The sequence below is a fragment of the Maricaulis sp. genome, from assembly GCF_048268525.1.
Classification (GTDB): domain Bacteria; phylum Pseudomonadota; class Alphaproteobacteria; order Caulobacterales; family Maricaulaceae; genus Maricaulis.
The window spans coordinates 38,967-63,098 of the sequence record NZ_JBLWVH010000018.1 but is presented as its reverse complement, the minus strand read 5'-3'; the positions used below and the strand labels follow the sequence as shown (position 1 = coordinate 63,098).

Sequence of the window (24,132 nt, the reverse complement as noted above, 5' to 3'; positions counted from 1 at the left end):
TCCTCAATCCCGTCGGACCCGTCGGGATCCGTGACGGGGAGATAGCGCGGGCTGGCGCTGACCTTCAAGTGCCGCTCTGCTGACACGCGCAGTCCGCAGCCCCGGCGTGACCGCCGCATTGTGCTTGACGGCTTCAACAAGGATCAGGCCGCCCAATGCCGGCCAGGCGTATTCACCAACCTCTTCCCACAGATTGGCCACCCGCCGATGTGTGCTCCAACCCCAGGGCGGGGCGTAGAGGGCCCGCGACCAGGCTGTCGGCACGAGCAGCGCGTCATCCAGGAGGCGGGTCAGCTGTCCGCGGGAAAACGGGCGCCCGTGTCCGAACGGTGTGGAGTCGAGCCAGGCCCAGATGCCGGACCGCGACGGGGAGACGATCAACAGTCGGCCTTCCGGCGCCAGCACCCGCCAGACTTCACGCAACAGCGCCGGCAGCGAGTCGGTTTCCTCAAGCGCGTGGACCAGCAAGACCCGGTCGAACAGCGCCTCCTGGAACGGCAGGTGGGTTTCATCCCCCAGCGCCGTGGGCACCCCGTCCGGGCCGGGCACAATGGCGCCCTGCGCTGCCGGGGTCAGGGAGACGCAGCGCCGCGCCTTGCCCTGCCAGACATCGAGATAGGGATTGGCGAAGCCGATCCCCAGCACATCGAGTCCGGTCACATCCGGCCAGATCGAGCTCACACGCCGAGCGATCATGCGATGCGCGGCACGCCCCTGACGGCTGCGATAGAAACGGTCGAGTTCAAGGACGTCACGGCGCACTGGCCACACTCCCGCACGATGCCTAAGTTCCTGATCAATGCCCGCGAGGGCCGACCCGGGAACGACAGCCTAGCGCAAGCGGACATTTGGACAATGAGCGAACTCCTCATCAGGCAGTTTCCCTGCCTCTCGGACAATTACGGCTTCCTGGTCCATGACCCCGATAGTGGCGAGACCGCGACCATCGACACGCCGGACGCAGACCGCATCCTGAGCGAAGCGGAAAAGGCCGGTTGGTCGATCACCCAGATCTGGAACACGCATCACCATTTCGATCATGCCGGTGGCAATGAGGCTGTGCAGGCCGTGACCGGCGCGAAAATCGTGGCACCGAGCTATGACAGGCACCGCATTCCCGGGATTACGATGGAGGTCGAGGACGGCGATGTTGTCAGCCTCGGCAGCCACAAGGCGAAGGTGCTCTACACTCCCGGCCATACGATGGGGCATGTCTGCTACCATCTGCCGATGGACGGCCTGGCCTTTGTTGGCGACACATTGTTCGCGCTGGGATGCGGCCGACTGTTTGAAGGCACACCGGCGGAGATGTGGCACTCCCTGTCGCGGCTGGCCGCCCTGCCCGACGAGACCCGCATTTACTGTGCCCATGAGTACACCGAGGCCAATGCCCGCTTTGCATTGAGTGTCGATCCGGACAACCACGACCTGCAGGTCTACGCGGCCATGGTCGAGGGCGAGCGCGCGCGCGGCGAACCGACTGTGCCGACAACCATTGCCGCGGAAAAGGCCGCCAACCCCTTTCTTCGCCCGAACGATCCGGCCATCCGGGCCCGCCTGCAAATGGTCGATGATGACGATGAAGACGTGTTCGCCGAGATCCGCCGCCGGAAGGATTCGTTTTGACCCTGCCCGACGACGCCCGCCGCATCATCGAGACGCTCAAGCTCCAGCGCCATCCTGAAGGCGGCTGGTATGTCGAAACACTGCGCGACCCGGACCCGGCAGGCGGTCGGGACCGCTCGACGGCCATCTATTATCTGCTCGCCGCCGGCGAGCACTCGCACTGGCACCGGGTCGACGCCGTGGAAACCTGGCACTGGCATGCCGGATCGCCGCTCGAACTGGGTATCAGCGACAGCGACGGACCGGTTTCAACCCTGTTGCTGGGACCTGATCTGGATCGGGGGCAGCGCCCGCAGGGCATTGTGCCCGAGGGGGCCTGGCAGAGTGCCCGTTCGACAGGCGCCTGGACCCTGGTCGGGTGCACGGTCGCGCCGGGATTTCGCTTTGAAGGATTTGAACTCGCGCCGCCGGGATGGTCACCCGGCCTGTCTTGATCAGATTGCGCCCGGATCGCTGAGCAATACCTGCCCGATGAATTCAGACGACGGTCGGCCGGCATAACCCAGCAGGGGAGCAATCACGACGACCAGCGTATCCTCCTGGCGGTAGGCCGCCGGCGCATCACCCAGATCAATCCGAACATGCTCGACATCGCGCAGCCGGCGCCGTTCACCGCGAACCGATTCGAACGCCCTGGCGATCACATGAAGCGTGTCGAACTGGACACCCAGCCCCGCGCGCGGCGCCGGGGCATAAGCGATTGAGATAGAGCGATCCAGTGCCGCCGCCATCTCACTGGCCAACGACTCGGCGCGCTCCCGCACTTCGTCAGGCGATCGCGGCGGCGGAGCCAGCGCTCCGGCCGGGCTGGCGAAATCGGCAATCACGCCATCCGGTGAGGTGCGCGGGAAATACGTCGCGCCGCCCAGCCCCGTCAGACGGATGACTTCGCGACCGGTATCGGTGATGAAAGCGGTTCCGCCGCCGGGTGCGCGATCCGGGTAGAGAACCAGGACTTCGCTGTCCGGCGCATCGCGTTCCTGCAGAAGGGCCGCATCTCCGGATCTGTCGAACAGGAAGAACTCGCCCGTGTCGGCACGCTGGAACCAGCCCGACACCTGTTGCGTCCGCTCATTGCGCAACAAGCGGTCTCGCAGGGGATTTTGCATCCCTGTTGCGGCGCCCGCAGCCAGTGCGGCGATCAGTATGGCTATCAACCAACGCGTCATCCCGACACGCATAATGACCGGCAAGACGGCAAATTTGGGGCAGACATGTATTTCATGTCAGGCGAGGTACTGGCCGCCATTGATCGTCAGCGTCGAGCCGGTCACAAATCCCGCCTCCTCGCTCGCCAGATAGACGCAAAGCGCGCCGATCTCGTCGGCCTCTCCAAGGCGTCCGACCGGAATGCCCGCAACAATGCTCTCCAGCACTTTTTCCGGGACCGCGGCGACCATCTCGGTGTTGATATAACCTGGCGTGATGCAGTTGACGGTGATCCCCTTGCGGGCCGTTTCCTGGGCCAGCGCCTTGGTGAAGCCGATCACACCGGCCTTGGCGGCGGAGTAGTTCACCTGGCCCATCTGGCCCTTCTGGCCATTGATCGACGAGATATTGATAATCCGGCCCCAGCCGCGCTCACGCAGGCCATCGATCAATGGGCGGGTCACGTTGAACATGGATCCCAAATCGACATTGATCACCTCGTCCCACTGGGACTGGCTCATCTTGTGGAACATCGTGTCGCGGGTGATCCCGGCATTATTGACCAGAATGTCGATCGGTGCGCCGGCCAGGCTCTCGGCGTCGGCCATTCCGGCAGCGCTTGATTCAAAGCTGCCGACGTCAAACTTGACGGCCTTGATACCGGTCTCGTCAGCAAACTTGCGGGCCACGACTTCATTGCCGGCATAGTTCGCTATCACTGTGTGGCCTGCAGATTTCAACGCGACGCTGATGGCTGCACCGATTCCGCGCGTACCACCTGTAACCAAAGCCGTTCGTGTCATGATCATCCCCCCGAAACCTGTCCGTTTCGCACCGACAGTGAAGCCAATAGCGTTCGCGCTTGCAGCACACCACCTTGAGCGCGTAAACCCTTACATGAAAATGTAGTGCGCCCAAGTCGAACGCAAAACAATCCCGACAATATTTTCGGCGCAAACAGGGGAGTATGTGGTGACAAAATCGACCGGCAAAGCCGCGGGCATCGTAATCAAGAAGTACGCGAACCGCCGCCTCTACGACACCTCTACCAGCCAGTATGTGACGCTCGATTACCTGCGTGACCTGGTCAAGAAGGGTACCGATTTCCAGGTCGTCGACGCCAAGAGCGGCGATGACCTGACGCGCGGTGTGCTGGCCCAGATCATTTTCGAGGAGGAATCCCGCGGCGCCAATCTCCTGCCCGTGGATTTCCTGCGACAGCTGATCGGCTTCTACGGTGACAGCCTGCAGAGCGTCGTTCCAGGCTATCTGCAAATGTCGATGAACTCGTTCTCGCAGCAGCAGGAAGAGTTTCGCGACAAGATGACCGACGCAATGAGCTCACCTCAGGCCACCATGGCCATGCTGGAGGAGCAGACCCGCCGCAATATGGAATTGTTCGGCCAGACGATGCGGATGTTCACGCCCTTCCAGGCCGGTTCCATGCCCGGCGCCGGCGCAGCGCCAGACACGGCGACCGACGATAACGCCCCAGCCGGAAAGCCGGAGGACCTGTCGGCCCTGCGCGAGGAGCTCGATGGCCTGCGGGCCAAGATGGACGAATTGCTCGACAAGAAGTGATCGCCGGGGCCGCTCGGCGCGCACCTGGCACAACCCCCTCACAGGGTTAACAAAATCGTACCGAAATGAGCCAACCGGCCCGCCTCGCGGGCCGGTTTTGCTTTGCGATCTGCCCAAAACGCCGCAATTGCGGCCAGAATCGTGGTTAACTTCTCATTAAGAGTTGGCATCCGGCTTGCGATGGAGAGGGCATGACCACGATCCGCAGCGCATATTCTGTCCCGACCCCGACCAGCCGGCGTATTGAGCCGGCCGCTCGTGTGCGCGGTTCGCAGGATCGTCCGCCGCGGCAGGACCGGGCCCTCGTCACCGTCCCGACCCCGCAAACGTCCGAGCGCGACAGCGACCGTTCGTTTGTGAGGGCCCGTCCTGCCACGGCGGAAGTCATGGTCCAGATCATCGGTGACGCCCCGCGTCGCGGTCTCAAGGCGGAAGCCAGCGAGATCGAGCGCTTCCGCCGCACCTATGCCGCCGCCAGCGACAAGCAAACGCCGCCCCCGATGTGGGAGCGGCGCGCATGACAATCGCTGTTGCCCGGGCCCGGCGCTATGGCTTCTGGCTCGATGTGAGCCTTGGCGCCGGACTGCTTTTCGTTCTGCTCTGATCAGCCTTCGCCGCCGACCGCAAGGTCGCGACGGGCTGCCACGATGGTGACGACGAAACCGGCAACGGTGTCCATCAGGGCCATCAGCGTCAGCAGGAAGAAGGTCGAGGTCGCAAAGTGACCGACCAGCAGGAACAGCGCCATGGCGATGACAAAGATCATCATCGACAGGCCGTGATTGATGATCGTCGCAGTGCCCGATCCGGCCGCCTTGATGAGCTCCATGAAGAGCATGATCATGCCGAGAATGACCAGAAGATCACCCTTCGAAATGGCCAGCGTGCCGGACACCATGTTCACCTCGAACAGGCCTTCGCTCATGTCAGCGCCGGTCGTGTAGGCAACAATCGTGTAGATGACCACCGGAATGATCAAAAGTGGAAATACGTTGAACATGGAACCTCCCCCATTGCCGCGACCGCCCCGTCTCTGGGCTTGATTGGCCGCCGTCATACCTAACAATACGCCGTTATCCCCGCCACCGGCCATCGGACACTCTCCCCGGTTGTGAAGCGGTCACCTGACTCGCTTCGAAAACAAGTTGCGTCGCTCAGACTTCATCGCTGCCGCGAGAATTGCGCGCGCGTGAATTTAACCACATCACGCCCATCATGTCTGTCAGTGAGGCGAAAAGACGGCCAAAATTCGTATATTTCGACGTTCCGATGGTGCGATGACGATGGGTAACCGGCCTGAATTCGCACACATATCCCTCGCGGATCATCAGGGCTGGCAGGAACCGGTGCTGGTGATCAAAGAAGGGCAGCTCGAGATAGGCCGACCGCTTGAAGGCCTTCAGACCACAGCCGGTATCATTGCAATTATCATTGAGCATGGCCTTGCGCAGACCATTGCCGAAGCGTGAGGCGAATTTCTTCCAGGCCGAGTCCTGACGGTTGGCCGAACGGTCGCCGCCGACCAGGCCCAGATTGGCCGGAGCATCGGCACGTGTCAGCGCATCGATCACGGTGGGCAGGTCCACCGGCGGGTTCTGGCCATCGCCATCCACGGTACACACCACCGTTCCACGCGCATGCATGATACCGGTCCGCACCGAGCGTGACTGGCCCGCATTGTGACGGTGCGCGATCACCCTGAGCATCGGAAGCTCAGCCTTGGCGTCGACCAGTTCCTGGCGGGTGGTGTCAGTCGAACAGTCGTCCACGAACAGGATTTCGAAATCGCGACCGGCCAGCGCCGTCGCGATTTCTCGCGCCAGCGGCACGACATTGCCGGCCTCGTTATAGGCCGGGACAACAACGGAAATATCGGGAGAATTTGGCGCGGATTGGCTCATAGGTGTCTGCTTGAGCTTGCGATAACAGGATGCTCGTTACATACCGGGTTTCACTGAAGACGCGAGGGATTTCTCATCCCGCGCTCGAAGAGAGGGTGTTGGCGGACATGGTCCGAGCCGATTTGATGACCGATCTTGCCCGTGGTGCACGTGCCTGGTGGATTGTCGGCCTGTTGGCAGCGCTCTCGGCCCTGGCCGGCGTCTTCACCCTGCCGCCCATTGACCGGGACGAAAGCCGCTACGCCCAGGCCACGGCCCAGATGCTGGAGACGGGTGATTTCGTCGAAATCAATTATCTCGACGAACCGCGCAACAAAAAGCCGGTCGGAATCTACTGGCTGCAGGCCGCCGCCGTCGCGCTGACGTCTGACGCCGGTGACCGCCAGATTTGGGCCTACCGCCTGCCATCGGTGCTCGGAGCGATCCTGGCCGCATTGGCCACCTTCTGGGCCGGGCAGAGACTGGTCGGCCGCGAAGCCGCTTTTGCCGGTGCCGCCCTGCTGGCGACCACGGTCCTGTTGGGCATAGAAGGCGGGATCGCCAAGACTGACGGGGTGTTGGCCGGCGTCACGACGCTGGCGATGGCCGCCCTGGCCAATGCGCGCAGCGGTGATCGGCCCGGCTGGCGAACGGCGCTCCTGTTCTGGTCAGCCATCGGACTGGGCGTTCTGATCAAGGGCCCCGTCACCCCGATGGTGGCCGGCGTGACCGCCCTCACCCTGGTCGTCTGGGAGCGCAAGATCGCCTGGCTGAAACCGGTCCTGGTCTGGTGGGGACCGATCCTCGCCGGCCTGATTGTCCTGCCCTGGCTGGTCTCGATCCAGATCGCGACCGATGGCCAGTTCCTGCGCGATGCGCTGGTCGGAGATCTCGGTCCCAAGCTGGTGTCAGGCCATGAGCGACATGGGGGTCTTCCCGGCTATCATCTTCTGGTTCTTCCCATCGTCTTCTTCCCGGCGACGCTTTTCCTGATCCCCGGCGTTGGACGCGTTGTGGCGGCGCTTCGTGGTCACGACAACCGGATGGCCGGCGCCGCCCGTTTCCTGATCGCCTGGGCGGTCCCGACCTGGATCCTGTTCGAGCTGCTGCCGACCAAACTGCCTCACTATGTGCTGCCGCTCTATCCGGCGTTGGCGCTGGCGGCGGGCTGGGGGCTGGTCGAGCTGGGCAAGGCCGCGCACTGGCAACGTTGGGCTGGCTGGGCCCTGTTCGCGATCGGCGCGGGCGTGTTCGCGATCTTTCTTCCCTATGTCTTCATCACCTATGGCAATAATGCCAGTTGGGACGCCATCCGCCTCGCCCAGGCCGGCTTTGAGGGCGGTTTCCAGCTGGGACTGGACCCATATGCCGCCGCCTGGGTGTTCGGATCGGGCGCGCTCTTCCTGGCCCTGTCAGCTGCGACCCTGACCACCGACCGCCTGCGCCCCGGCGCCCTGGCGCTGGTCTTCGCCGTCCTGTCCGGTCTGGGCTGGCATGTTGCGGCGCGTTCGGGGGCGTTCGCCGAAGCTTATGCGGTCCGCCTGGCCGATCAGGTACGTGCCGCCCGGGCCTATTCGGAGACGATCACCGGCCTGTCACCGGACGAGATCGTGACAGCGTCCAGCTATACCGAACCCAGCCTCGCCTTCTCGCTGGGTACGGACACGGTGTTGGGGACGGCGGAGGAAGTGCTGGCGTTCGCTGAAGGCCGGGACGAGCCAACGATGTTGGTGCTGGATTTGTCACGGGATGCGGAGCTACGGGCCGATCTGAGAACCGAGGCGCGTTCGGTCTATGAGTTGAGACTGGAAATGATCGCAACCGAATGGCGGCCTGAATTCTCTTCCCCTGTCCCGCAAGAGCCGCCTTGGATGGCGGCAGACCGCCTTCGCGGCGAGCGGCTCGCCTGGATGAGAGAATTGGGTGCCTGCCACCACACGCTTGCATCCGGCACCAACTACGCGCGTGGAACCAATACCGTGCTGGTTATCCTGTTCACCCGCTGCGCCCCAGAGGACACCGCCAATGACCCGCAAGATTGAAATCGTCGAAGTCGGACCGCGCGACGGGTTGCAGAATGACCCGGCGATGATGTCGACGGATACCAAGATCGAATTCATCGAGCGCCTGATCGCAGCCGGTGTGCGTCGCATGGAGGCGGCGAGCTTTGTCCATCCCAAGCTGGTCCCGGCGATGGCCGACAGCGATGCGGTGATGCAGCGCGTGCCGCGTCAGGACGGGGTGAAATATATCGGCCTGGCGCTCAATGAGCGCGGCATGCGGCGGGCGCTCGAGAACGGCTGCGACGAGGTCAATTACGTCATGGTCGCCTCGCCCGGCTTCGGGCTGAAGAACCAGAACGCCACGCCGGAGCAAACGGCCGACCTGTTCGACCGCATCGCCGTTCTGGCCCATGACGAAGGCGTGCCGGTCTCGGTGACGGTGTCGGTGGCTTTTGGTGATCCGTTTGATGGCGAGGTTGATGCCAACGTCGTGGCGCAACTGGCGGCCCGAGCAAAAGCGGCGGGGGCCGTCGAGTTCGCCATGGGTGACACCATCGGCGTTGCGGACCCCTGGGCGGTTCGCCGGATGCTGGACCTTGTCCGCGCGCAAAGCGGCGACATGAAGATCCGCATGCACTTCCACAACACGCGCAATACGGCGATGGCCAATATCCATGCCGCGATCGAGGCGGGCGTCGATGTCATCGACGCCTCGGTCGGCGGCATTGGCGGCTGTCCGTTTGCGCCGGCCGCAACCGGCAATGTGGCCACCGAGGATGTGGTCTACATGCTCGAACGCGGCGGCTTTGACACCGGGCTGGACCTGGACAAGCTGATCGAAACGGCCAAATGGCTGGAGACCGACGGGCTGAAACACCCGGTCGACAGCGCCCTGTCTAGAGCGGGCGGGTTTCCGAAACCGGCGACGCGCTAGACGGGTTCGACGGCCGGGCATCCGCAGGGCGGCTGACCCGGTGGTTCTCCAGGCGACGCAAGCGGGCAAAGGCCCTGCGACGACGGGCGAGCAATCGAATCCGGTTGCGGAGCTGAAGCAGCACCACCCGGCCCCAAATGGCACCGAAAATTGGTCCCATCATCGCCATGGTGGTCAGGCGTTCGAGTGCGCCCGGATAGTATTTCCAGAAATACTTGATGAATCCGAGAGCCTTGTGGGTCTCGACGAAGAACGGGCTGGACTGGCTGGTACCGCCATAATGGACGATCGACGCCCGCGGTTCGAACCACACCGTTCCACCGCACTCCCGCACCTTGCGGCAAATGTCGACATCTTCGACATGCAGGAAATACCGCTCGTCAAATCCACCCATCTGCAAAAAACCGCGACGTGGCATCAGCATGGCGGCGCCGGACACAACGGGGACCGGCACGATCGTATCCGGTAGCGCCTCGGTCTCGAGGTGCAGGCCCTTGAACGCCGGAATGAAGTGATCCAGTCCCAGAAAGGTTATCAGCGCCGACCAGGGCGTCAGCTCCCCGCGTCGTCCGCCTCTCTGCTCACTCCCATCCGCGTTGACGATCCGCGCACCGATCGCCCAGATGCTGTCGCCCAGTTCCCTGGCCGACGCCTTCAACCGGCTGGCCACCCCCTTCGCCAGGACGGCGTCCGGGTTGAGGAAGAAGACGAGATCACCACTCGCCCGTTGCGCGCCGATATTGCATCCGCGAGAAAATCCGAGATTTGCGCCGGTTTCGATGAGTACGAAATTGTCCTTGTCCGCGGCCATCGCCCGCAGGGACTGGATCATTTCCGGAGGATTGCCGTGATTGACGAGGACAAACTCATCGACACCGGGTGCAGCCAGAATTGACGCGACCGCCTCGACCAGGCGCGGTCCGGTTTGCCAGGAAACGGTGACGACACTCAGACGTGGCTCTACGGTCGCCCCGGTTTCCGGGCCGCGAGGAAGAACACGCTCGTTGCTGCCAACGCCACTGTCCCTTGGTGCCATTCTTGCCAGACCCCATAGGAGAATACGATCAAAGTCACATAAACCACGACCACCCAGGCCACGCCAACAGCCTGCAACCGCGACAGCTGTTGTGCGGCGGCGATCCGTCCCCCCAAAGCGACAAGTACGCCAGCCAATAGCGCGGCTCCGACCGCCCCGGTCTCAAGCCAGACGTGCAGAGTGGCATTGTGTGGGTGCAACGGCAAGACCTCGACATTATGCAGGCGGCCGAAAGCAAAGACTTCGGCCTCTCCGCTGAGCGGGCGCGACGCGTCGAGGCCATAGCCAATCCACGGCTGTTCGCGGATCAGATCACCCGTGTAGCTCCAGATCTGGAGCCGCCATTCGAAGGAGGCAGGCAGCGCCGCCCGCCAGCTGTCGGGGAGGACATCGATGAGGCCCGGCAGGATAAGCGGCAGCACGATGACACTTCCGGCCAGAAGCCCGAACAGGCTGGCCATCATCGTTCGCGGCCAGAATGCTGCCAGCGCCGCCGCGATCGACCCCAGCACGAAGGCAACCATGTTGACTTCGGTATCGAAGCTGAAGGATGCAACGGCGCCCAACAAGAGCACGAAAACGCCGATGACCGGTCCACCCTCGCGCCAGCTGATCAGGGCCACCGGCATACACATCAGCAAGAGCGGCACGGTGGCGTGACCGAGGCTGCGATTGACCAATATGTTGATTCCGAATTCGGATTGATCAGGATTGTCTTCAGCGGCGAGCTTGAAGCCGCGTGTTGAAGCGCCGTCAAACACCGCCTCCGATAACAGGAACAGGCCCAAGGCTATGACCATGAACAACATGGCCGCCTCGATGCGTCGCTGCCAGACCCGGTCCACCTGCCCGACCCGGATCGCGAACAGGATGTAAAGCGGCACACCGAGCCCGGTGCGCCAGATCTGGCCGGGGTCATCATGCGGCGACCAAAGATAGCTGACCAACGCCCATCCGAGAAAGGCCGCCACCCCATACAGCGCCCAGGGTGTCCGCTCGGGGCGCCAGAATGGCGCGTGAACCGGGAAGGCAAGGATTGCGAGGATCGACACCCAGGGCGCGATCATCAAACTGCCAGCGACCCCGAACGGGAATGCGAAGGCAAAGGCCAACAAGCCTGCCCATCCCGCACGGGTGTCGCCGCGCTGCATCGCGGTATCCTGTACCTAAGCGCGCTTGAGGTCGGGCGCCTTGGCGTCCTCGCTCAAGCGGGCAATGGCGTCGTCCAGCGACATGATTTCCTGGGTCTTGCCGCCTTCACCGAGGAAGCGCAGGGCCAGCGTGCCCTCTTCGGCTTCCTTGCGACCGACAACGGCAATGACCGGAACCTTGCCGACGGAATGTTCGCGGACCTTGTAGTTGATCTTCTCGTTGCGCGTGTCGGTCTCGGCGTGGAGACCGGCCTTGAGCATCGCCGCCTTGACCTCTTCGGCATAGGCGTCGGCGTCGGAGGTGATCGTGGCGATCACGACCTGACGCGGAGCCAGCCAGAATGGCAGCTTGCCGGCATAGCTCTCGATCAACACACCGAGGAAACGCTCCAGAGAGCCGAGGATGGCCCGGTGCAGCATGACCGGGCGATGCTTCTCGCTGTCATCGCCGATGAAGCTGGCGTCGAGACGCTCCGGCAGGTTGAAGTCGCACTGGATCGTGCCCGTTTGCCACTCACGGCCGATCGCATCCTTGACCACAAAGTCGAGCTTGGGACCGTAGAAGGCGCCATCGCCCGGATTGTACTCATAGTCGAGACCCGAGGCTTCAGCCGCGGCCTTGAGCGAGGCTTCGGCCTGATCCCAGACCTCGTCCGACCCGACCCGCTGTTCCGGGCGATCGGAGAATTTGATCCGCGGCTCCTCAAAGCCGAAATCGGCATAGACGGATTTCAGCAGCTCACAGAAATCGCTGACTTCCGCCGTGATCTGGTCGCTGGTGCAGAAGATGTGGGCGTCGTCCTGCACAAAGCCGCGGACCCGCATCAGCCCGTGCAGGGAGCCGGATGGCTCATAGCGGTGGCAGGAGCCGAACTCGGCCATGCGCAGCGGCAGGTCGCGATAGGACTTCTGGCCCTGGTTGAAGACCTGGACGTGGCAGGGGCAGTTCATCGGCTTCACGGCCAGGACTTTTTCTTCCTGGTCGATCGAGGAGATGAACATGTTCTCGCGATACTTGTCCCAGTGGCCTGACGCTTCCCAGAACTTGCGATCCATCAACTGCGGCGTCTTGATCTCGACATAGCCGGAGGCCTCGAGACGGCGACGCATATAGCTGGTCACCGTGCGGTAGAGCCGCCAGCCATTGGGATGCCAGAACACCTGGCCCTGGGCTTCTTCCTGGAAGTGGAAGAGTTCCATCTGCTTGCCGAGTTTGCGGTGGTCGCGCTTCTCGGCCTCTTCGATGCGATGCAGATGCGCCTTGAGCTGTTTGTCATCGGCCCAGGCCGTGCCGTAGATCCGCTGCAGCATGGCGTTGCGATGATCGCCGCGCCAATAGGCACCGGCCACTTTCATCAACTTGAACGCCTTGCCGATCTTGCCCGTCGAGGGAAGATGCGGCCCGAGGCAGAGGTCGAACCACTCGCCCTGGCGATAGATGGTGATCGTCTCGTCTTCCGGCAGGTCGCGGATCAGCTCGGCCTTGTAGGCCTCGCCCATCTCCTCGAACTTGGCGATGGCGTCATTGCGGTCCCATACCTCACGCTCGAAGGGCAGGTCGGCATCGACAATGGCCGCCATGCGCTTCTCTATGGCCTCGAAATCGTCCGGCGTGAACGGCTCGTCGCGGGCGAAGTCGTAGTAGAAGCCGTCCTCGATGGCCGGGCCGATCGTGACCTGGGTGCCGGGGAAGAGGTCCTGTACCGCCTGGGCGAGAATGTGGGCCGTGTCGTGGCGGATGACCTCGAGGGCCTTCTCGTCCTTGCGCGTGATGATGGCCACCTGGGCGTCACCATCGAGCGGTCGTTTGAGGTCCCAGTCCTGACCATCGACCTGGGCGATGATGGCCGCCTTGGCGAGGGATTTGGAGATATCCGCCGCGAGGTCCAGCGGGGAAGCCCCATCGGGCAGTTCGCGTTTGGATCCGTCGGGAAGCGTCACATTGATCATTGTCACATGTCCTTGTCGTCGGCGCGGTCTGCCGGCGGAAGCCTGTCATCCGTCATGCGTCCCGGTTTCGATCTGAATCGCCAGACCGCCCACCAGGGCGCTTCATTTTGTTCGCGCGGGGCCGGATCGACACCGAATGTGCCGCCGGGCCGGCAGCGGCCCAGCCGCCCCAGCGTCAACCAGCCGCCGCGCCAGGGTCCCTGGGCGCGGATCGCGTCCATGGCATAGTGCGAGCAGGTCGGTTCATGCCGGCAGCGGATGCCGAGAGCATAGAAGACCGGTGACAGGCTCAGCTGATAGACACGAAGTCCGATCAGCATGATGCCGGATACCGGGCCTTTGAGCCCCCATTTCCGTCCGCGTGAACGCATATGGAATCAAGCCTTTTAACGCCGCCGTGCGCGCTGTCCACTGTGGACATGAAGCGCGTTTCGCGGACCGCAGTAAAGTATCGGGGTGAGGTTGCTTGCCTTGCGGACCGTCCATCGCACCCTGCCGGCGTGGCAGGCGCGGACGGCCCTAGCCAGTCAGCGGGGTGTTTTGCGGTGTGGTCGCCCGGCCGCGCGTCGCGGTGGCGGCGGCATCGACAACCGCCTCGAAGGCCAGCATGACCGACTGGTGCCGGGCCGGATAGGCGCGCGCGCTTTCCAGCAGGGCCAGTTCGGCGAAGCGGCCCTTGGGTGCCGGCTTGCCCTCTTTCAACATGGCCTTGAGCTGATCGCGCGCCATGACGAGGTCTTTCTGCGACGCGCCGATCACGTGGCGACCGAGAATGGCCGCCGAGGCCTGTCCCAGTGCACACGCCTTGACCCGCAGCGCCAGGTCACCGACCCGCGTTCCAGCCATCGCGATATCCACCTCGATCTCCGATCCGCACAGGCGCGAGACCTTGCGTGCAGACGCGTGCGGCCGGGCGAGACGCCCAATGCGCGGAATATCCGCCGCCAGCCGCAGGACGGCATTGGAGTAGAGGTCATTGCTCATGTCAGGGATAATCTAGGGAGGAATGCGCCACTGCGCCAGTGCCCGTGCCCGCGAGGCGAGACGGCCCGATCAATCCTCCTCGTAATCTTCCTCGTCGAGATAGGTCGGCTCGGTCCGGCCCAGCACTTCGGGGATGTCGCCCAGCGGCGCGTCGCCCTCTTCCGGCTCCGGCTCCCAGGCATCCTCGATCTCGACCGCCCAGAAGCCTTCCGACAGGGCCGCGCCCTCGGCCAGCTTGGCGGCGGCATCGGCATCGGCGGCGACGACACCGTAGGAGACAAAACATTCTCCCACGGCATCTTCGGCCTGAAGCATCACGTTGAAGCCCTTGAGTGCCATCGCCCTAGCCCAGCTTGCGCCAGGTCGAGCCTTCCGGCCCGTCATCGACCTGGACCTTCAGCGCGTTGAGCTCGTCGCGAACCGCGTCGGCGGTCGGCCAGTCCTTCTCCTCACGCGCCGTTTGACGACGGAGGATCAGATCATCGATCTTGGCCCGCTCGGCCGGATCAAGATCGGTCAGACCGAACCAGGCATCCGGATCCGCCTGGCCGAGACCGAGCATGCCGGCCGCAGCCAGCAGCTCACCCTTGGCGCGGGCCTTCTCGACATCGCTGGCAGCCTTGTTGGCATTGCCGGCAAGCTGGAACAGCTCGGACAGGGCCTTGGGCGTATTGAGATCGTCGTGCAGGGCCTCGAGGAAGGCCGCGGGCACATCACCCGGCGTCGCTTCAACATCGCCCAACCGGCGCAGCACGCCATAAATGCGGTCGAGCGAGCGCCGCGTCTTGGCCAACAGGTCCGCCGTCCAGGTCAGCGGTGCGCGGTAATGCGCTGTCAGCAGGGCATAGCGCAGCACTTCGCCGGGATGATCCTTGATCAGCTCATGCACCAGCTGAACATTGCCCAGCGACTTGGACATCTTGTCGGTGCCCATGGTCAGGAAGCCATTGTGCAGCCAGTAATTGGCCATCGGCGCGCCCTTGTGGGCGCAGACCGACTGGGCGATCTCGTTCTCATGGTGCGGGAAGACCAGGTCGGTGCCGCCGCCATGAATGTCGATCGTCTTGCCGAGATGCTTCTCGCTCATGGCCGAACATTCGAGGTGCCAGCCCGGACGGCCACGACCCCAGGGACTGTCCCAGCCCGGCTCGTCATCCTTGGCCGGTTTCCACAGCACGAAATCAGCCGGGCTGCGCTTGTAGCTGGCCACCTCGACCCGCGCGCCGGCGATCATGTCGTCGAGATCGCGATTGGAGAGGCGCCCGTATTTCTCATAGGACGATACATCGAACAGGACATGACCGTCGGCCTCATAGGCGTGACCGCTATAGACGAGGTTCTGCACCATGCCGATCATCTCGGGAATGTGGTCGGTCGCATGCGGCTCGATGGTCGGCAGGGTGACACCCAGCGCGCCCATGTCGGCCCGGTAAATGTCGGCATAATGCGAGGTGATGTCCTCGATCGGCTTGCCGCTTTCACGCGCCGTCTCGATGATCTTGTCGTCCACATCGGTGATGTTGCGGGCATAGATCACCTGGTCCTCGCCATAGAGGCGGCGCAGGACGCGGAACAGCGTGTCGAAAACGACCGCCGGGCGGGCATTGCCGATATGGGCGTAGGAATAGACGGTCGGTCCGCAGACATACATCGTCACCCGGCCGGGATCGGTCGGTTCGAAGTCGCGCTTGCGGCGCGCCATCGTGTCGAAAAGGGTGAGCGAAGTCATGGGGAAACCCGTCTTTGGTCTGGTGTGATACTGAAAAATTTTGTGCCGCATGCGACCCAATCATTGGAAACCGCGCCGCCAGCGCCTAAATAACGCCGTGCGCGCAGGCGCAATAGCACAGGAATACAGGTCGCGGCAGGTTTCATCTGTCATCAATATCCGCGATCCGGAAACCGGAACTACGGTTTGCCCGTAAATGGCAGGCCGACCCGTCAACGAAAGGATCCGCAAGGATGGACGCCATGACCCCTGACGCTGCCCGCTTGGCAGCCGCCTCCAAGACCAAGCCAAGCCGCGAAGAAGCCGAAGCCGCCGTACGGACCCTGATCTCCTGGGCCGGCGATGATCCGACCCGTGAGGGCCTGCTCGACACGCCCAAGCGCGTGGTCAAGGCCTATGAGGAATGGTTCTCCGGCTATGACGCCGACCCGCTCAAGGCACTCGGCAAGACCTTCGAGGACGTGCAGGGCTATGACGACATGGTCATGCTGACCAATATCGATGTCGAGAGCCATTGTGAACACCACCTCGCCCCGATCATGGGCGTGGCCCATGTCGCCTATCTGCCGTCTAAAGCCGTGGTCGGCATCTCCAAGATTGCCCGCGTGGTGGAAATTTTCTCCAAGCGCATGCAGACGCAGGAGACGATGACCGCCCAGATCGCCGACGCGCTGACCGAGGCGATGGAACCGCGCGGCGTCGCCGTGCTGGTCGACGCCAAGCACCAGTGCATGACCACGCGCGGTGTGCACCACCCGAATGTCTCGACCATCACCACCACCTTCACCGGCGAATTCCGCAATGACCGCGATCTGAAAGATCGCTTCATGCGCCTGCTCGAACGCGCCTGATCGTCACAGCATCGCAAACACTGAAAAGCCCCGCAGCCAGGCTGCGGGGCTTTTTGTTGCGTGTTGGTCAGGCCTTTCACAGCCCTTGCAGCCTGTTCGATGTGCGCGTTTGTCGCATCTCCAAGACTTGATAATTATCAATTAGTGAGTGTATCGATGAGGTGACAAGGGCGTGAAACGTCAAAGCTCCCATAGAGATTCCCAAACCATGCCAGCCCGACGAAACGTCCACGCCCGCCCTCGTCTGCCCAGCCTGCAGGACGTGCACTCGAGCCTCGTTCAGAGCGCATGCGGCGTCATGCTGTTGCCGCTGTCACTGGGACTGTCGGCCGCCTTGCGTCGGATCCTCCGCAAGCGGCCCGATGTCTTTGACCGGATGGACCTGTCGCAACACCGGACCGTCTGCATCGCGCCAACGGACATGCCTGTCAGCTTCCAGATCTCGCTGGGAGGACTCGATCCGCGTGTCCGGGCCATCGCCTGCCGCGCCCCCCGGCCGAGTGATGCGAGGATTGAGGCGCCGATCCGGACCTTGATCAATGTCTTCGAAGGTCGCGAAGACGGCGATGCGGTCTTTTTCTCGAACGACCTGTGGATCGAAGGCGACACCAGCCTGATTGTCGGCTTGCGCAATGCCCTGGAAGAGGCCGAGCTGACACTCGCCGATCTTCTCCCCCTGGCTCTTCCGATCCTGTCCGCCCGACAAGCCGGACCTGACGGTCCCTCCCGGCAAGGAGCACGATGAATGCAGCCTCCCCCCTTCGAACTGGTGGCACCGGCCGGCACACCGGCAACACTCAAGGCGGCAATTCGCGCGGGTGCGGACACCGTTTACTGCGGCCTGCGTGACGAAACCAATGCCCGCAACTTCCCTGGTCTCAACTTCTCCGAAGCCGAGCTGAGGGACGCCGTCGAATTTGCCCATGCGTTCGGCGCCCGCGTCATTGTCGCCATCAATACATTCGCAGCCGCAGGGCATACAGGGCCGTGGAAAAATGCTGTTCGCTGCGCCCGGGAGGCGGGCGCGGACGCAATCGTCGCCGCCGATATCGGTGTGCTTGACCATGCGGCAGAGCGCTATCCCGATCTGCGCCTCCACCTGTCCGTTCAGGCCGCTGCCGGGACTGCCGAGGCGGTCGAGTTCTACGCCCGCCGCTTTGGCGTCAAACGCGTGGTTTTACCGCGCATTCTCAGCATTCCCGAAATCGGCAACCTCGCCGCTGAGGTGAATGTCGAGATTGAAGCCTTTGCGTTCGGCGGCCTGTGCGTGATGACCGAAGGGCGCTGCCACCTGTCGTCTTTCGTCACCGGGCGGTCACCCAACCTGTCGGGCGTCTGCTCGCCAGCAGAGGCTGTCAGTTACACCCGCGATGCCGAGTACAAGTCAGCGCGACTGTCAGGCCTCACCATTCAACGCGAAAACCACAACAAACCAATCGGCTACCCGACCTTGTGCAAAGGCAAGTTCAGTGCAGGCGGCCAGACAGCGCACCTGTTCGAGGACCCGGTCAGTCTGAATACGCTCGACGTCCTTCCCGAGCTCGCCGATGCGGGGGTCACAGCCTTGAAAATCGAAGGGCGCCAACGCGGAAAGGCCTATGTCGAACGGGTCACCCGGGAGTTTCGCAACGCCATCGATCGGCTGCAAGCAGGAGATAGCAATTGCGTGTCGCAAGCCGCGGCCTTGGACCACATGACGGAGGGGCACCGGTCGACAACCGGCGCTTACAGGAAGACGTGGCGATGACCGCTCCCATTGAACTCACGCTCGGCCCCCTGTTTTTCAATTGGCCGGTCCAGACCCTGGCCGATTTCTACGCGCGCATTGCCGACGAATCCGTCATCGATCGCGTGTACGTTGGCGAGGTTGTGTGCGGCAAGCGCAGCCCGCTCGTGGAATCCACGCTGGTGGATGCCGCGGAGCGGCTGGAACGCGCCGGCAAAACAGTGGTTTGGTCGACGCTTTGCTCGCCGACCAACAAGCGCGAAAGAAGCGCCACCGCATCCCTGTCCACCTTTGACGCCGAAATCGAGGTCAACGATATCGGCGCGCTGGCCGCGAGAAATGGAAGGCCTTTCACAGCAGGCCCGATGCTCAACATCTACAACGAGACCGCCCTCGCTGCGCTACAGGATGAAGGCTGTACACGTTGGTGCCCGCCGGTTGAAATGTCACTCGCTGCGATCCGCGCCGTCCATGCCGCCCGCCCGGACATGCCGATAGAGGTGTTCGGCTTTGGTCGATTGCCACTGGCACATTCCGGTCGCTGCTACCACGCGCGTTTTCACAGCCTCAACAAGGACAGTTGCCGCTATTTCTGTGAAGAAGACCCGGACGGAAAAACTGTCAGCACTGTCGACGGCGCCCCGTTCCTTGCCTTTAACGGCTTGCAGACCCTGTCCGACGGCGTTCACCTGGCGACGACACCCTCGTTCGACCTGCGGCGCGCCGGCATCGCCGCGGTGCGTCTGTCACCACATTCGGTTGACATGGTTCGGGTCGCCGCAGCATTCCGGCATTTTCTAGACGATCAAATCGCTCCTTTGGAGCTCAAGAATGCGCTGAAAGCCGATGTACTCGACCGCCCCGTGATCAACGGATATCTCGGCGGGCGACCCGGGATGGAATGGTCGACGCAATGACACGGTCTCCGCTTGATCGTGTCCGACAGGAAATAGACACCGTCGACGCGGCCTTGGTCAGCCTGTTGGCCCGGCGGCACCGCCTGGTGACCCGGGCGGCGCGACTGAAGTCGTCGTCAAACCTTGCTGTCGTCGATGCCAACCGTCAGGAGGCGGTGCTATCCAACGCCCGACGGTCAGCAGAACTGCACGGCCTGGCGATCGACCTCATCGATCGGATCTGGCCTGAAATGATCGACTTCTGGGTGACCTACCAAAACAGCCTGTCCGACCAGTCGGGCATGCTGCCACCCGCGTCTGGCACCCGCCTCAACCAACTCGTTCAACCGCAGGAACCTCACCATTGACCGCCGGACGCACCCGCCACTGGCTCTCGATACCGGCCCGATAGTCCCGCGTGAGAATGTCGCTGACCTTGATGTATTCAGCGTCGGCCGCGTCGGGTGTCAGGGTCAGGCGGATATAGCCGTGATCTTCCATGTTGCAGTGGCCGACATCGGCGTTCGCGTCGATCATCATCTGGCCGTAGTCAACGCCGGGCGCCTTGAAGCTCGAGAACGGGGACGGGCTGGTCACCGAGGCCGCGACCAGTTCGGTGCCGATCCGGGTGCCGTCGCCATCGACCAGGTCATTGGTCCAGAAGGAGTGCACATCGCCGGTGATGGTGATGATGTCGGCATCGACCTCGCGCAAGGCCGCGTAGAGCCGCTCGCGTTCCGCCGGGTAGCCGTCCCACATGTCGAGACCGAAGGGGACGCCAAACCGCGTACTCATGATGAAATTGCGGGCGAACTCATTGTTGCGCGTTGCCCACCAACGCAGCCAGCCGGGCATTTCCGTGGCAAAGTTGGGGAAGTCGACGCGGCTCATGATGACCTGGTTGGCAAGGATGCGCCACGGCTTGCCGGCTGCCTTGGAGGCACCGCAGGCGGCCTGGATATCATTGATCTGCTCGCCGCCCAGCAAGGTCCGGTCTTCGTCGCCGATCACGTCCCGCTTCCAGGCCGCGACGGCTTCCAGATTGGCCGGATCCGTCTCGTCGGCATCGGAGGCCAGCGGGAAGGAATCGAGCCCGACCTGCTCATCACGGGCAATCAGGCGGCTTTCCAGCAGACACAACGTGGCCAGATCACCGATCTCGAAATGCCCGCGCCGCTGGCGCAAATCACCATCCGGCTCGCGGACCGGCTGCCAGTCATACCAGGCGCGAAGTGCCGCCTGCCGTCGGTCAGCCCATGCGCCCTCGCCCTCGTCATGGTTCTCGGCGCCGTCACGCCACGCATCATTGGCGGTTTCGTGATCATCCCAGCTGATGATCCAGGGAGCCGCTGCGTGCAGGGCCTGCAGGTCCGGATCGGATTTGTACTGGGCATGGCGCTCGACGTAGTCAGCGTGGCTGATGATTTCGTGCACCGGTGCGGGCACGCGGTTCATCGCCTCGGAATTTCCGGTCGCATACTGGCCGGCCCCGTATTCGTAGAAATAGTCACCCAGATGCACGACCAGATCGAGATCGCCATTCTCGGCGGCTTCCCGATAGACGTTGAAATGCCCGGCCGGGAAATTGGAACAGGAGAAGACGCCAATCCGGTATTGATCCAGCGCGCCTTCGGGCAGGGTGCGGGTGATGCCGACCGGTGAGTATTCGTCGTTCAACCGGAACCGGTAATAGTAGGTCGCACCCGGCTCGAGGCCGGTGGCCAGGATTTTCAAGGTTCCGAGCGGCTGCACCGTCACATAGGCGATCGAGTCACCCTGCTCGAACACAATATCGGTAAAGCCCTCATCCCGCGCCACTTCGACACCGCGATAACCGCCACCATCATCGGTCAGGGCTGTCCACAACATGACACTGGACTGGTCCGGGTCACCGGAGGCCACGCCATGGTTGAAGCTGCCATTCTCGACCGGATGGAACACGTCCGGCGACTGCGAACAGGCGGATACGGCGAGGCCGGCGCCCGCAGCCCCGATCAGGGCGGTCCGGCGTGTCAGATTGGTCTTGGTCATGATGTCCCCTCACCGCGCCACATGCGGCGCCTACTTCGCAACGTGTTCGCCACGCTCTCATGCCTCATCACTAGCGCGTTTGCCCGACAGTTTCACCTGCGCCGGTGAAGGCGGTGCGGAGCGCGTCGCAACGCTCCGCACCATGCCAGTCGATCCGACTAGAAGTCGGCGCCGACCCGGACACCCCACAGCAGGGGCGGTCCGGCAATGAAGGTCGGAATACCGAACGACCCGCCGGTATTGCCGGCATCGATCAGGTATTCGTCATTGGTCAGGTTCGAGCCGTAGATTTCGGCATGATAACGCTCATCGCGGCTCTCATAGCGAAGGCGGGCATTGAACAGGCCGTAGGAGGATTGCTGCAGCGCGCCGCCGAAACGGTCATTATTGTTGTCGAAGTAGAATTTCGACTGCCAGGACCAGGTCGGCAAAAGACTGACAGAACCCCAATCGCCGCGCGCGACCTGCCAGTCCAGCCCCATCGAGAGCGAATGCTCGGGCGCGTAACGGAAGCGGTTGCCCGCCAGTTCCAGCGCATTGCCCTGGCTGTCGGCATCGTCGAACGTGGCATGGTTGTAAGCATAGCTGACGAAAAGATTGGCCGTCTCCGCCAAATCGAAATCACCCTGCAACTCGAGACCATACTGGGTCGCATTGCCGGCATTGTCGGTGATGAAGCTGACCGTGTTCGGGTCGAACCGAGTGGTCTGGAAATTCTCGTATTCAGAGTAGAAGACCGAACCCGACACCGTGCCGCGGTCAAAGGTGATGAAGCTGCCGACTTCCAGCGAGTCGACAATTTCCGCCGGTGCGTTGGAGAAGAAGCTCGGCGAAGCGGTATCGACCGAAATCACGTCGGGACGACGCCCACGGGCGAAGCTGGCCCAGGTATTGATGCGATCGGTCACCGCGTAGGACGCGGCCAGCCGCCAGGTCCAGTCGTCGAAATCGCCGCTCTGGCTGACTTCGGCACCGTTGGGCGTATAGGGCACGATCAGCGTGTCGCCGAAGGTGACAAAGTTGGGGCCCGACAGTGAACGGCCATAGCCGGCCGAGGTCTTGTCCTCGGCTGTATAGCGAAGACCGGCGGTCAGGGTGAGACGGTCGGTGACGGCATAGGACGCATCGGCGAACACGTCCCACGACGTGGTCTCGGCGCGGTTGGAGGCTTCTTCCAGATAATAGTCACGCAAGGGCACGAGCTGACCCTGGCCCAGAAGGGCTGCGACCGAATAAGGGAAGGGATTGAACGGATTGTCCAGATCAACGCCCGGAAATCCGCCAAGCGCGAGCAGGCCTTCGAGCTGCGCCACAGAGGCGCCGAAACCGGCGGCCAGGGTCGGCGCGAGGAAGGCCTGGGCGACCCGCTCGTCGAGCGCGATCGGAATGCGCTGCTCGCCCTGCTCGGTGAACCAGAGGGCGCCTGCCGAACCGGTCAGGCGACCGCCATTATCATAGGACAGGCGGAATTCCTGGGAGAATTGCTCGCCGGCCGCGTCTTCTGCGATGGCCAGGAAGGGCAGCACCGTGCCGTCCGGATCGAACACTTCAACCGCCGTGAAATCGCGCCAGCCGGTGATCGAGCTCAGCGTCCAGGCATCATTGATGGCATAGTCGGCCAGAAGCGTGACGCCGCGGACTTCCCGGTCGAGACCCAGCGGGGCGCCGCCTTCAAAGCCGCCGAACGTGCTGAGCGCGGCCGGTGAATGGGGATCAGTATCGCCACCCGGTGCCGGGATGCTGCCAGACTTGAAGGACGTGCCCGGCGGGGTGTCCTGCTGGTAGTTGGCAATGACATCAAAGGTGAAGCGTTCGGTCGGCGCGCCGGACAGGACCATGCGGAAAGCCTGGGTGTCACGGCCCTGCAAGTCCTCGCCGCCCAGCGCATTGTCGATATAGCCGTCGCGCTGGCGGCTGACGGCGGCAAAGCGCAAGCCGTAGTTTTCGCCGAGCGCGAAATTGACATGACCGCGCGCTTCGACCTGGCCTTCATTGCCGGCGCCGACCTGCACCGAAGCAGAGAATTCGTCTTCGGCCTTGTTCTGGATGATGTTGATGCCGCCGATCAGGGCGCCGCGACCGAACAGGGTCGGCTGCGGACCCTTGGCGACTTCCACGCGCTCGATATCGAACAATTCGACATAAGAGCCGCGCGAGCGGGTGATCGAGACACCGTCCTGGAAGACGGCCACACGGGTTTCCGAGGTCGCTTCGCCGCTGTCAGTGGTAATGCCGCGGATCGAGTAGCCGGTATTGTTCGGGCTCTGCTCCTGCACGACGAGGCCCGGAGTAAAGACGGCCAGATCCTCGAAATCGACAATGTCGAGCGCTTCCAGGCGTTCGGCATCAAAGGCAGAGACATTGATCGGCACATCGGCCAGTGACTGTTCGCGGAACTGGGTTGTCACCCGGATGACATCGGTCGGTTCATCCGTAGTGTCCTGGGCGAAGGCGGCAGGCGCGGTGAGAGCCAGGGCGCCGAGCGCGGCGGCGGTCAGAAGGCGGGACTTCAATGTCATGGGTTACTACCTCGAACGCGCGCGGCCCCCTCGACCGCGCTTGATCCGGCGTGCTTATGCGCTGGCCATGACGCTTTGCCCACAGA

At 63.1% G+C, this 24,132-nt stretch carries 25 protein-coding genes; 11 read left to right on the top strand and 14 right to left on the bottom strand.

The features are described from left to right. Nucleotides 1–3: 3 nt before the first annotated feature. Nucleotides 4–762, bottom strand: coding sequence for a class I SAM-dependent methyltransferase (locus ACN0X9_RS10590; RefSeq protein ID WP_417487566.1), 759 nt, complete (start codon nt 760–762; stop codon nt 4–6). Nucleotides 763–855: 93 nt separating this feature from the next. On the opposite strand from ACN0X9_RS10590, the gene gloB reads away from it, so the two are divergent. Both gloB and ACN0X9_RS10580 read left to right on the top strand, forming a co-directional pair. After that, the gene (gene gloB / locus ACN0X9_RS10585; RefSeq protein ID WP_417487565.1) at nt 856–1,626 is read left to right on the top strand and encodes a hydroxyacylglutathione hydrolase; all 771 of its coding nucleotides are present in this window, start codon (nt 856–858) and stop codon (nt 1,624–1,626) included. Further along, nucleotides 1,623–2,060, top strand: a complete 438-nt coding sequence (locus ACN0X9_RS10580) for a cupin domain-containing protein (RefSeq protein ID WP_417487564.1) — start codon at nt 1,623–1,625, stop codon at nt 2,058–2,060. Before gloB ends, ACN0X9_RS10580 begins: the two co-directional genes overlap by 4 nt. On the opposite strand, the gene ACN0X9_RS10575 is transcribed toward ACN0X9_RS10580, so the two are convergent. Together ACN0X9_RS10575 and phbB are read right to left on the bottom strand one after the other, a co-directional pair. Further along, complete coding sequence (locus tag ACN0X9_RS10575) at nt 2,061–2,735, bottom strand: DUF4908 domain-containing protein (RefSeq protein WP_417487563.1); 675 nt, start codon at nt 2,733–2,735, stop codon at nt 2,061–2,063. 117 nt (nt 2,736–2,852) lie between these two features. After that, nucleotides 2,853–3,578, bottom strand: coding sequence for an acetoacetyl-CoA reductase (phbB, locus tag ACN0X9_RS10570; protein ID WP_417487562.1), 726 nt, complete (start codon nt 3,576–3,578; stop codon nt 2,853–2,855). A 169-nt stretch (nt 3,579–3,747) separates the two neighbouring features. On the opposite strand from phbB, the gene phaR reads away from it, so the two are divergent. Next, entirely contained in the window at nt 3,748–4,356 is a 609-nt protein-coding gene (gene phaR / locus ACN0X9_RS10565) for a polyhydroxyalkanoate synthesis repressor PhaR (protein ID WP_417487561.1), read from the top strand. A gap of 191 nt (nt 4,357–4,547) precedes the next feature. Then, entirely contained in the window at nt 4,548–4,877 is a 330-nt protein-coding gene (locus ACN0X9_RS10560) for a hypothetical protein (protein ID WP_417487560.1), read from the top strand. 83 nt (nt 4,878–4,960) lie between these two features. On the opposite strand, the gene ACN0X9_RS10555 is transcribed toward ACN0X9_RS10560, so the two are convergent. Both ACN0X9_RS10555 and ACN0X9_RS10550 read right to left on the bottom strand, forming a co-directional pair. Then, nucleotides 4,961–5,356, bottom strand: coding sequence for a hypothetical protein (locus ACN0X9_RS10555; RefSeq protein ID WP_041636983.1), 396 nt, complete (start codon nt 5,354–5,356; stop codon nt 4,961–4,963). 154 nt (nt 5,357–5,510) lie between these two features. Then, on the bottom strand, nt 5,511–6,257 hold the full coding sequence (locus ACN0X9_RS10550; RefSeq protein WP_417487559.1) for a glycosyltransferase family 2 protein: 747 nt from the start codon (nt 6,255–6,257) through the stop codon (nt 5,511–5,513). Between the two features lie 125 nt (nt 6,258–6,382). On the opposite strand from ACN0X9_RS10550, the gene ACN0X9_RS10545 reads away from it, so the two are divergent. Beyond that, nucleotides 6,383–8,278 carry an ArnT family glycosyltransferase gene (locus ACN0X9_RS10545; RefSeq protein ID WP_417487558.1) on the top strand — a complete coding sequence of 632 codons (1,896 nt, stop codon included), beginning with the start codon at nt 6,383–6,385 and terminating at the stop codon, nt 8,276–8,278. Next, nucleotides 8,262–9,173: a hydroxymethylglutaryl-CoA lyase gene (locus ACN0X9_RS10540; protein WP_417487557.1), complete on the top strand. Its 912-nt coding sequence runs from the start codon at nt 8,262–8,264 to the stop codon at nt 9,171–9,173. Before ACN0X9_RS10545 ends, ACN0X9_RS10540 begins: the two co-directional genes overlap by 17 nt. On the opposite strand, the gene ACN0X9_RS10535 is transcribed toward ACN0X9_RS10540, so the two are convergent. The 7 genes from ACN0X9_RS10535 to cysS all read right to left on the bottom strand — a co-directional run bounded on the left by ACN0X9_RS10535 (nt 9,136) and on the right by cysS (nt 16,023). Further along, the gene (locus tag ACN0X9_RS10535; RefSeq protein WP_417487556.1) at nt 9,136–10,209 is read right to left on the bottom strand and encodes a glycosyltransferase family 2 protein; all 1,074 of its coding nucleotides are present in this window, start codon (nt 10,207–10,209) and stop codon (nt 9,136–9,138) included. The genes ACN0X9_RS10540 and ACN0X9_RS10535 overlap by 38 nt on opposite strands. Further along, the gene (locus ACN0X9_RS10530) at nt 10,134–11,360 is read right to left on the bottom strand and encodes an O-antigen ligase family protein (protein ID WP_417487555.1); all 1,227 of its coding nucleotides are present in this window, start codon (nt 11,358–11,360) and stop codon (nt 10,134–10,136) included. The genes ACN0X9_RS10535 and ACN0X9_RS10530 overlap by 76 nt, the downstream gene beginning before the upstream one ends. Nucleotides 11,361–11,375: 15 nt before the next feature. Then, complete coding sequence (gene thrS / locus ACN0X9_RS10525; protein ID WP_417487554.1) at nt 11,376–13,310, bottom strand: threonine--tRNA ligase; 1,935 nt, start codon at nt 13,308–13,310, stop codon at nt 11,376–11,378. Nucleotides 13,311–13,312: 2 nt separating this feature from the next. Continuing rightward, nucleotides 13,313–13,681, bottom strand: coding sequence for a membrane protein insertion efficiency factor YidD (yidD, locus tag ACN0X9_RS10520; protein WP_417487553.1), 369 nt, complete (start codon nt 13,679–13,681; stop codon nt 13,313–13,315). Between the two features lie 148 nt (nt 13,682–13,829). Continuing rightward, nucleotides 13,830–14,294 (bottom strand): iron-sulfur cluster assembly scaffold protein, encoded by a 465-nt coding sequence (locus ACN0X9_RS10515; RefSeq protein ID WP_417487552.1) that lies wholly within the window; start codon nt 14,292–14,294, stop codon nt 13,830–13,832. A gap of 69 nt (nt 14,295–14,363) precedes the next feature. Next, nucleotides 14,364–14,633, bottom strand: a complete 270-nt coding sequence (locus ACN0X9_RS10510; protein WP_417487551.1) for a hypothetical protein — start codon at nt 14,631–14,633, stop codon at nt 14,364–14,366. A gap of 4 nt (nt 14,634–14,637) precedes the next feature. After that, on the bottom strand, nt 14,638–16,023 hold the full coding sequence (cysS, locus tag ACN0X9_RS10505) for a cysteine--tRNA ligase (RefSeq protein WP_417487550.1): 1,386 nt from the start codon (nt 16,021–16,023) through the stop codon (nt 14,638–14,640). A 233-nt stretch (nt 16,024–16,256) separates the two neighbouring features. Between cysS and folE the strand changes: the two genes are divergently transcribed. The 5 genes from folE (at nt 16,257) to ACN0X9_RS10480 (ending at nt 19,864) form a co-directional block, all read left to right on the top strand. Continuing rightward, nucleotides 16,257–16,874, top strand: coding sequence for a GTP cyclohydrolase I FolE (gene folE / locus ACN0X9_RS10500; protein ID WP_417487549.1), 618 nt, complete (start codon nt 16,257–16,259; stop codon nt 16,872–16,874). A 208-nt stretch (nt 16,875–17,082) separates the two neighbouring features. Further along, nucleotides 17,083–17,619, top strand: a complete 537-nt coding sequence (gene ubiT / locus ACN0X9_RS10495) for a ubiquinone anaerobic biosynthesis accessory factor UbiT (protein ID WP_417487548.1) — start codon at nt 17,083–17,085, stop codon at nt 17,617–17,619. Continuing rightward, nucleotides 17,620–18,621, top strand: a complete 1,002-nt coding sequence (ubiU, locus tag ACN0X9_RS10490) for a ubiquinone anaerobic biosynthesis protein UbiU (RefSeq protein WP_417487547.1) — start codon at nt 17,620–17,622, stop codon at nt 18,619–18,621. Next, nucleotides 18,618–19,517: a ubiquinone anaerobic biosynthesis protein UbiV gene (gene ubiV / locus ACN0X9_RS10485; RefSeq protein WP_417487546.1), complete on the top strand. Its 900-nt coding sequence runs from the start codon at nt 18,618–18,620 to the stop codon at nt 19,515–19,517. Before ubiU ends, ubiV begins: the two co-directional genes overlap by 4 nt. Beyond that, on the top strand, nt 19,514–19,864 hold the full coding sequence (locus tag ACN0X9_RS10480; RefSeq protein ID WP_011644340.1) for a chorismate mutase: 351 nt from the start codon (nt 19,514–19,516) through the stop codon (nt 19,862–19,864). The genes ubiV and ACN0X9_RS10480 overlap by 4 nt, the downstream gene beginning before the upstream one ends. On the opposite strand, the gene ACN0X9_RS10475 is transcribed toward ACN0X9_RS10480, so the two are convergent. Beyond that, on the bottom strand, nt 19,827–21,527 hold the full coding sequence (locus ACN0X9_RS10475; protein WP_417487545.1) for an alkaline phosphatase D family protein: 1,701 nt from the start codon (nt 21,525–21,527) through the stop codon (nt 19,827–19,829). The genes ACN0X9_RS10480 and ACN0X9_RS10475 overlap by 38 nt on opposite strands. A gap of 158 nt (nt 21,528–21,685) precedes the next feature. Next, the gene (locus tag ACN0X9_RS10470) at nt 21,686–24,046 is read right to left on the bottom strand and encodes a TonB-dependent receptor (RefSeq protein ID WP_417487544.1); all 2,361 of its coding nucleotides are present in this window, start codon (nt 24,044–24,046) and stop codon (nt 21,686–21,688) included. Nucleotides 24,047–24,132 lie beyond the last annotated feature (86 nt).

What these genes read in the sequence shown, in the direction of transcription:
- ubiU (WP_417487547.1), top strand. Translation starts at nt 17,620, where the DNA reads ATGCAGCCTCCCCCCTTCGAACTGGTGGCACCGGCCGGCACACCGGCA.
- ACN0X9_RS10545 (WP_417487558.1), top strand. Translation starts at nt 6,383, where the DNA reads ATGACCGATCTTGCCCGTGGTGCACGTGCCTGGTGGATTGTCGGCCTG.
- ubiV (WP_417487546.1), top strand. Translation starts at nt 18,618, where the DNA reads ATGACCGCTCCCATTGAACTCACGCTCGGCCCCCTGTTTTTCAATTGG.
- ACN0X9_RS10480 (WP_011644340.1), top strand. Translation starts at nt 19,514, where the DNA reads ATGACACGGTCTCCGCTTGATCGTGTCCGACAGGAAATAGACACCGTC.
- yidD (WP_417487553.1), bottom strand. Translation starts at nt 13,681, where the DNA reads ATGCGTTCACGCGGACGGAAATGGGGGCTCAAAGGCCCGGTATCCGGC.
- folE (WP_417487549.1), top strand. Translation starts at nt 16,257, where the DNA reads ATGGACGCCATGACCCCTGACGCTGCCCGCTTGGCAGCCGCCTCCAAG.
- thrS (WP_417487554.1), bottom strand. Translation starts at nt 13,310, where the DNA reads ATGATCAATGTGACGCTTCCCGACGGATCCAAACGCGAACTGCCCGAT.
- gloB (WP_417487565.1), top strand. Translation starts at nt 856, where the DNA reads ATGAGCGAACTCCTCATCAGGCAGTTTCCCTGCCTCTCGGACAATTAC.
- ACN0X9_RS10510 (WP_417487551.1), bottom strand. Translation starts at nt 14,633, where the DNA reads ATGGCACTCAAGGGCTTCAACGTGATGCTTCAGGCCGAAGATGCCGTG.
- ACN0X9_RS10530 (WP_417487555.1), bottom strand. Translation starts at nt 11,360, where the DNA reads ATGCAGCGCGGCGACACCCGTGCGGGATGGGCAGGCTTGTTGGCCTTT.
- ACN0X9_RS10575 (WP_417487563.1), bottom strand. Translation starts at nt 2,735, where the DNA reads ATGCAAAATCCCCTGCGAGACCGCTTGTTGCGCAATGAGCGGACGCAA.
- ACN0X9_RS10540 (WP_417487557.1), top strand. Translation starts at nt 8,262, where the DNA reads ATGACCCGCAAGATTGAAATCGTCGAAGTCGGACCGCGCGACGGGTTG.
- ACN0X9_RS10535 (WP_417487556.1), bottom strand. Translation starts at nt 10,209, where the DNA reads ATGGCACCAAGGGACAGTGGCGTTGGCAGCAACGAGCGTGTTCTTCCT.
- phbB (WP_417487562.1), bottom strand. Translation starts at nt 3,578, where the DNA reads ATGACACGAACGGCTTTGGTTACAGGTGGTACGCGCGGAATCGGTGCA.
- cysS (WP_417487550.1), bottom strand. Translation starts at nt 16,023, where the DNA reads ATGACTTCGCTCACCCTTTTCGACACGATGGCGCGCCGCAAGCGCGAC.
- ACN0X9_RS10475 (WP_417487545.1), bottom strand. Translation starts at nt 21,527, where the DNA reads ATGACCAAGACCAATCTGACACGCCGGACCGCCCTGATCGGGGCTGCG.
- ACN0X9_RS10555 (WP_041636983.1), bottom strand. Translation starts at nt 5,356, where the DNA reads ATGTTCAACGTATTTCCACTTTTGATCATTCCGGTGGTCATCTACACG.
- ubiT (WP_417487548.1), top strand. Translation starts at nt 17,083, where the DNA reads ATGCCAGCCCGACGAAACGTCCACGCCCGCCCTCGTCTGCCCAGCCTG.
- ACN0X9_RS10470 (WP_417487544.1), bottom strand. Translation starts at nt 24,046, where the DNA reads ATGACATTGAAGTCCCGCCTTCTGACCGCCGCCGCGCTCGGCGCCCTG.
- ACN0X9_RS10550 (WP_417487559.1), bottom strand. Translation starts at nt 6,257, where the DNA reads ATGAGCCAATCCGCGCCAAATTCTCCCGATATTTCCGTTGTTGTCCCG.
- ACN0X9_RS10560 (WP_417487560.1), top strand. Translation starts at nt 4,548, where the DNA reads ATGACCACGATCCGCAGCGCATATTCTGTCCCGACCCCGACCAGCCGG.
- ACN0X9_RS10515 (WP_417487552.1), bottom strand. Translation starts at nt 14,294, where the DNA reads ATGAGCAATGACCTCTACTCCAATGCCGTCCTGCGGCTGGCGGCGGAT.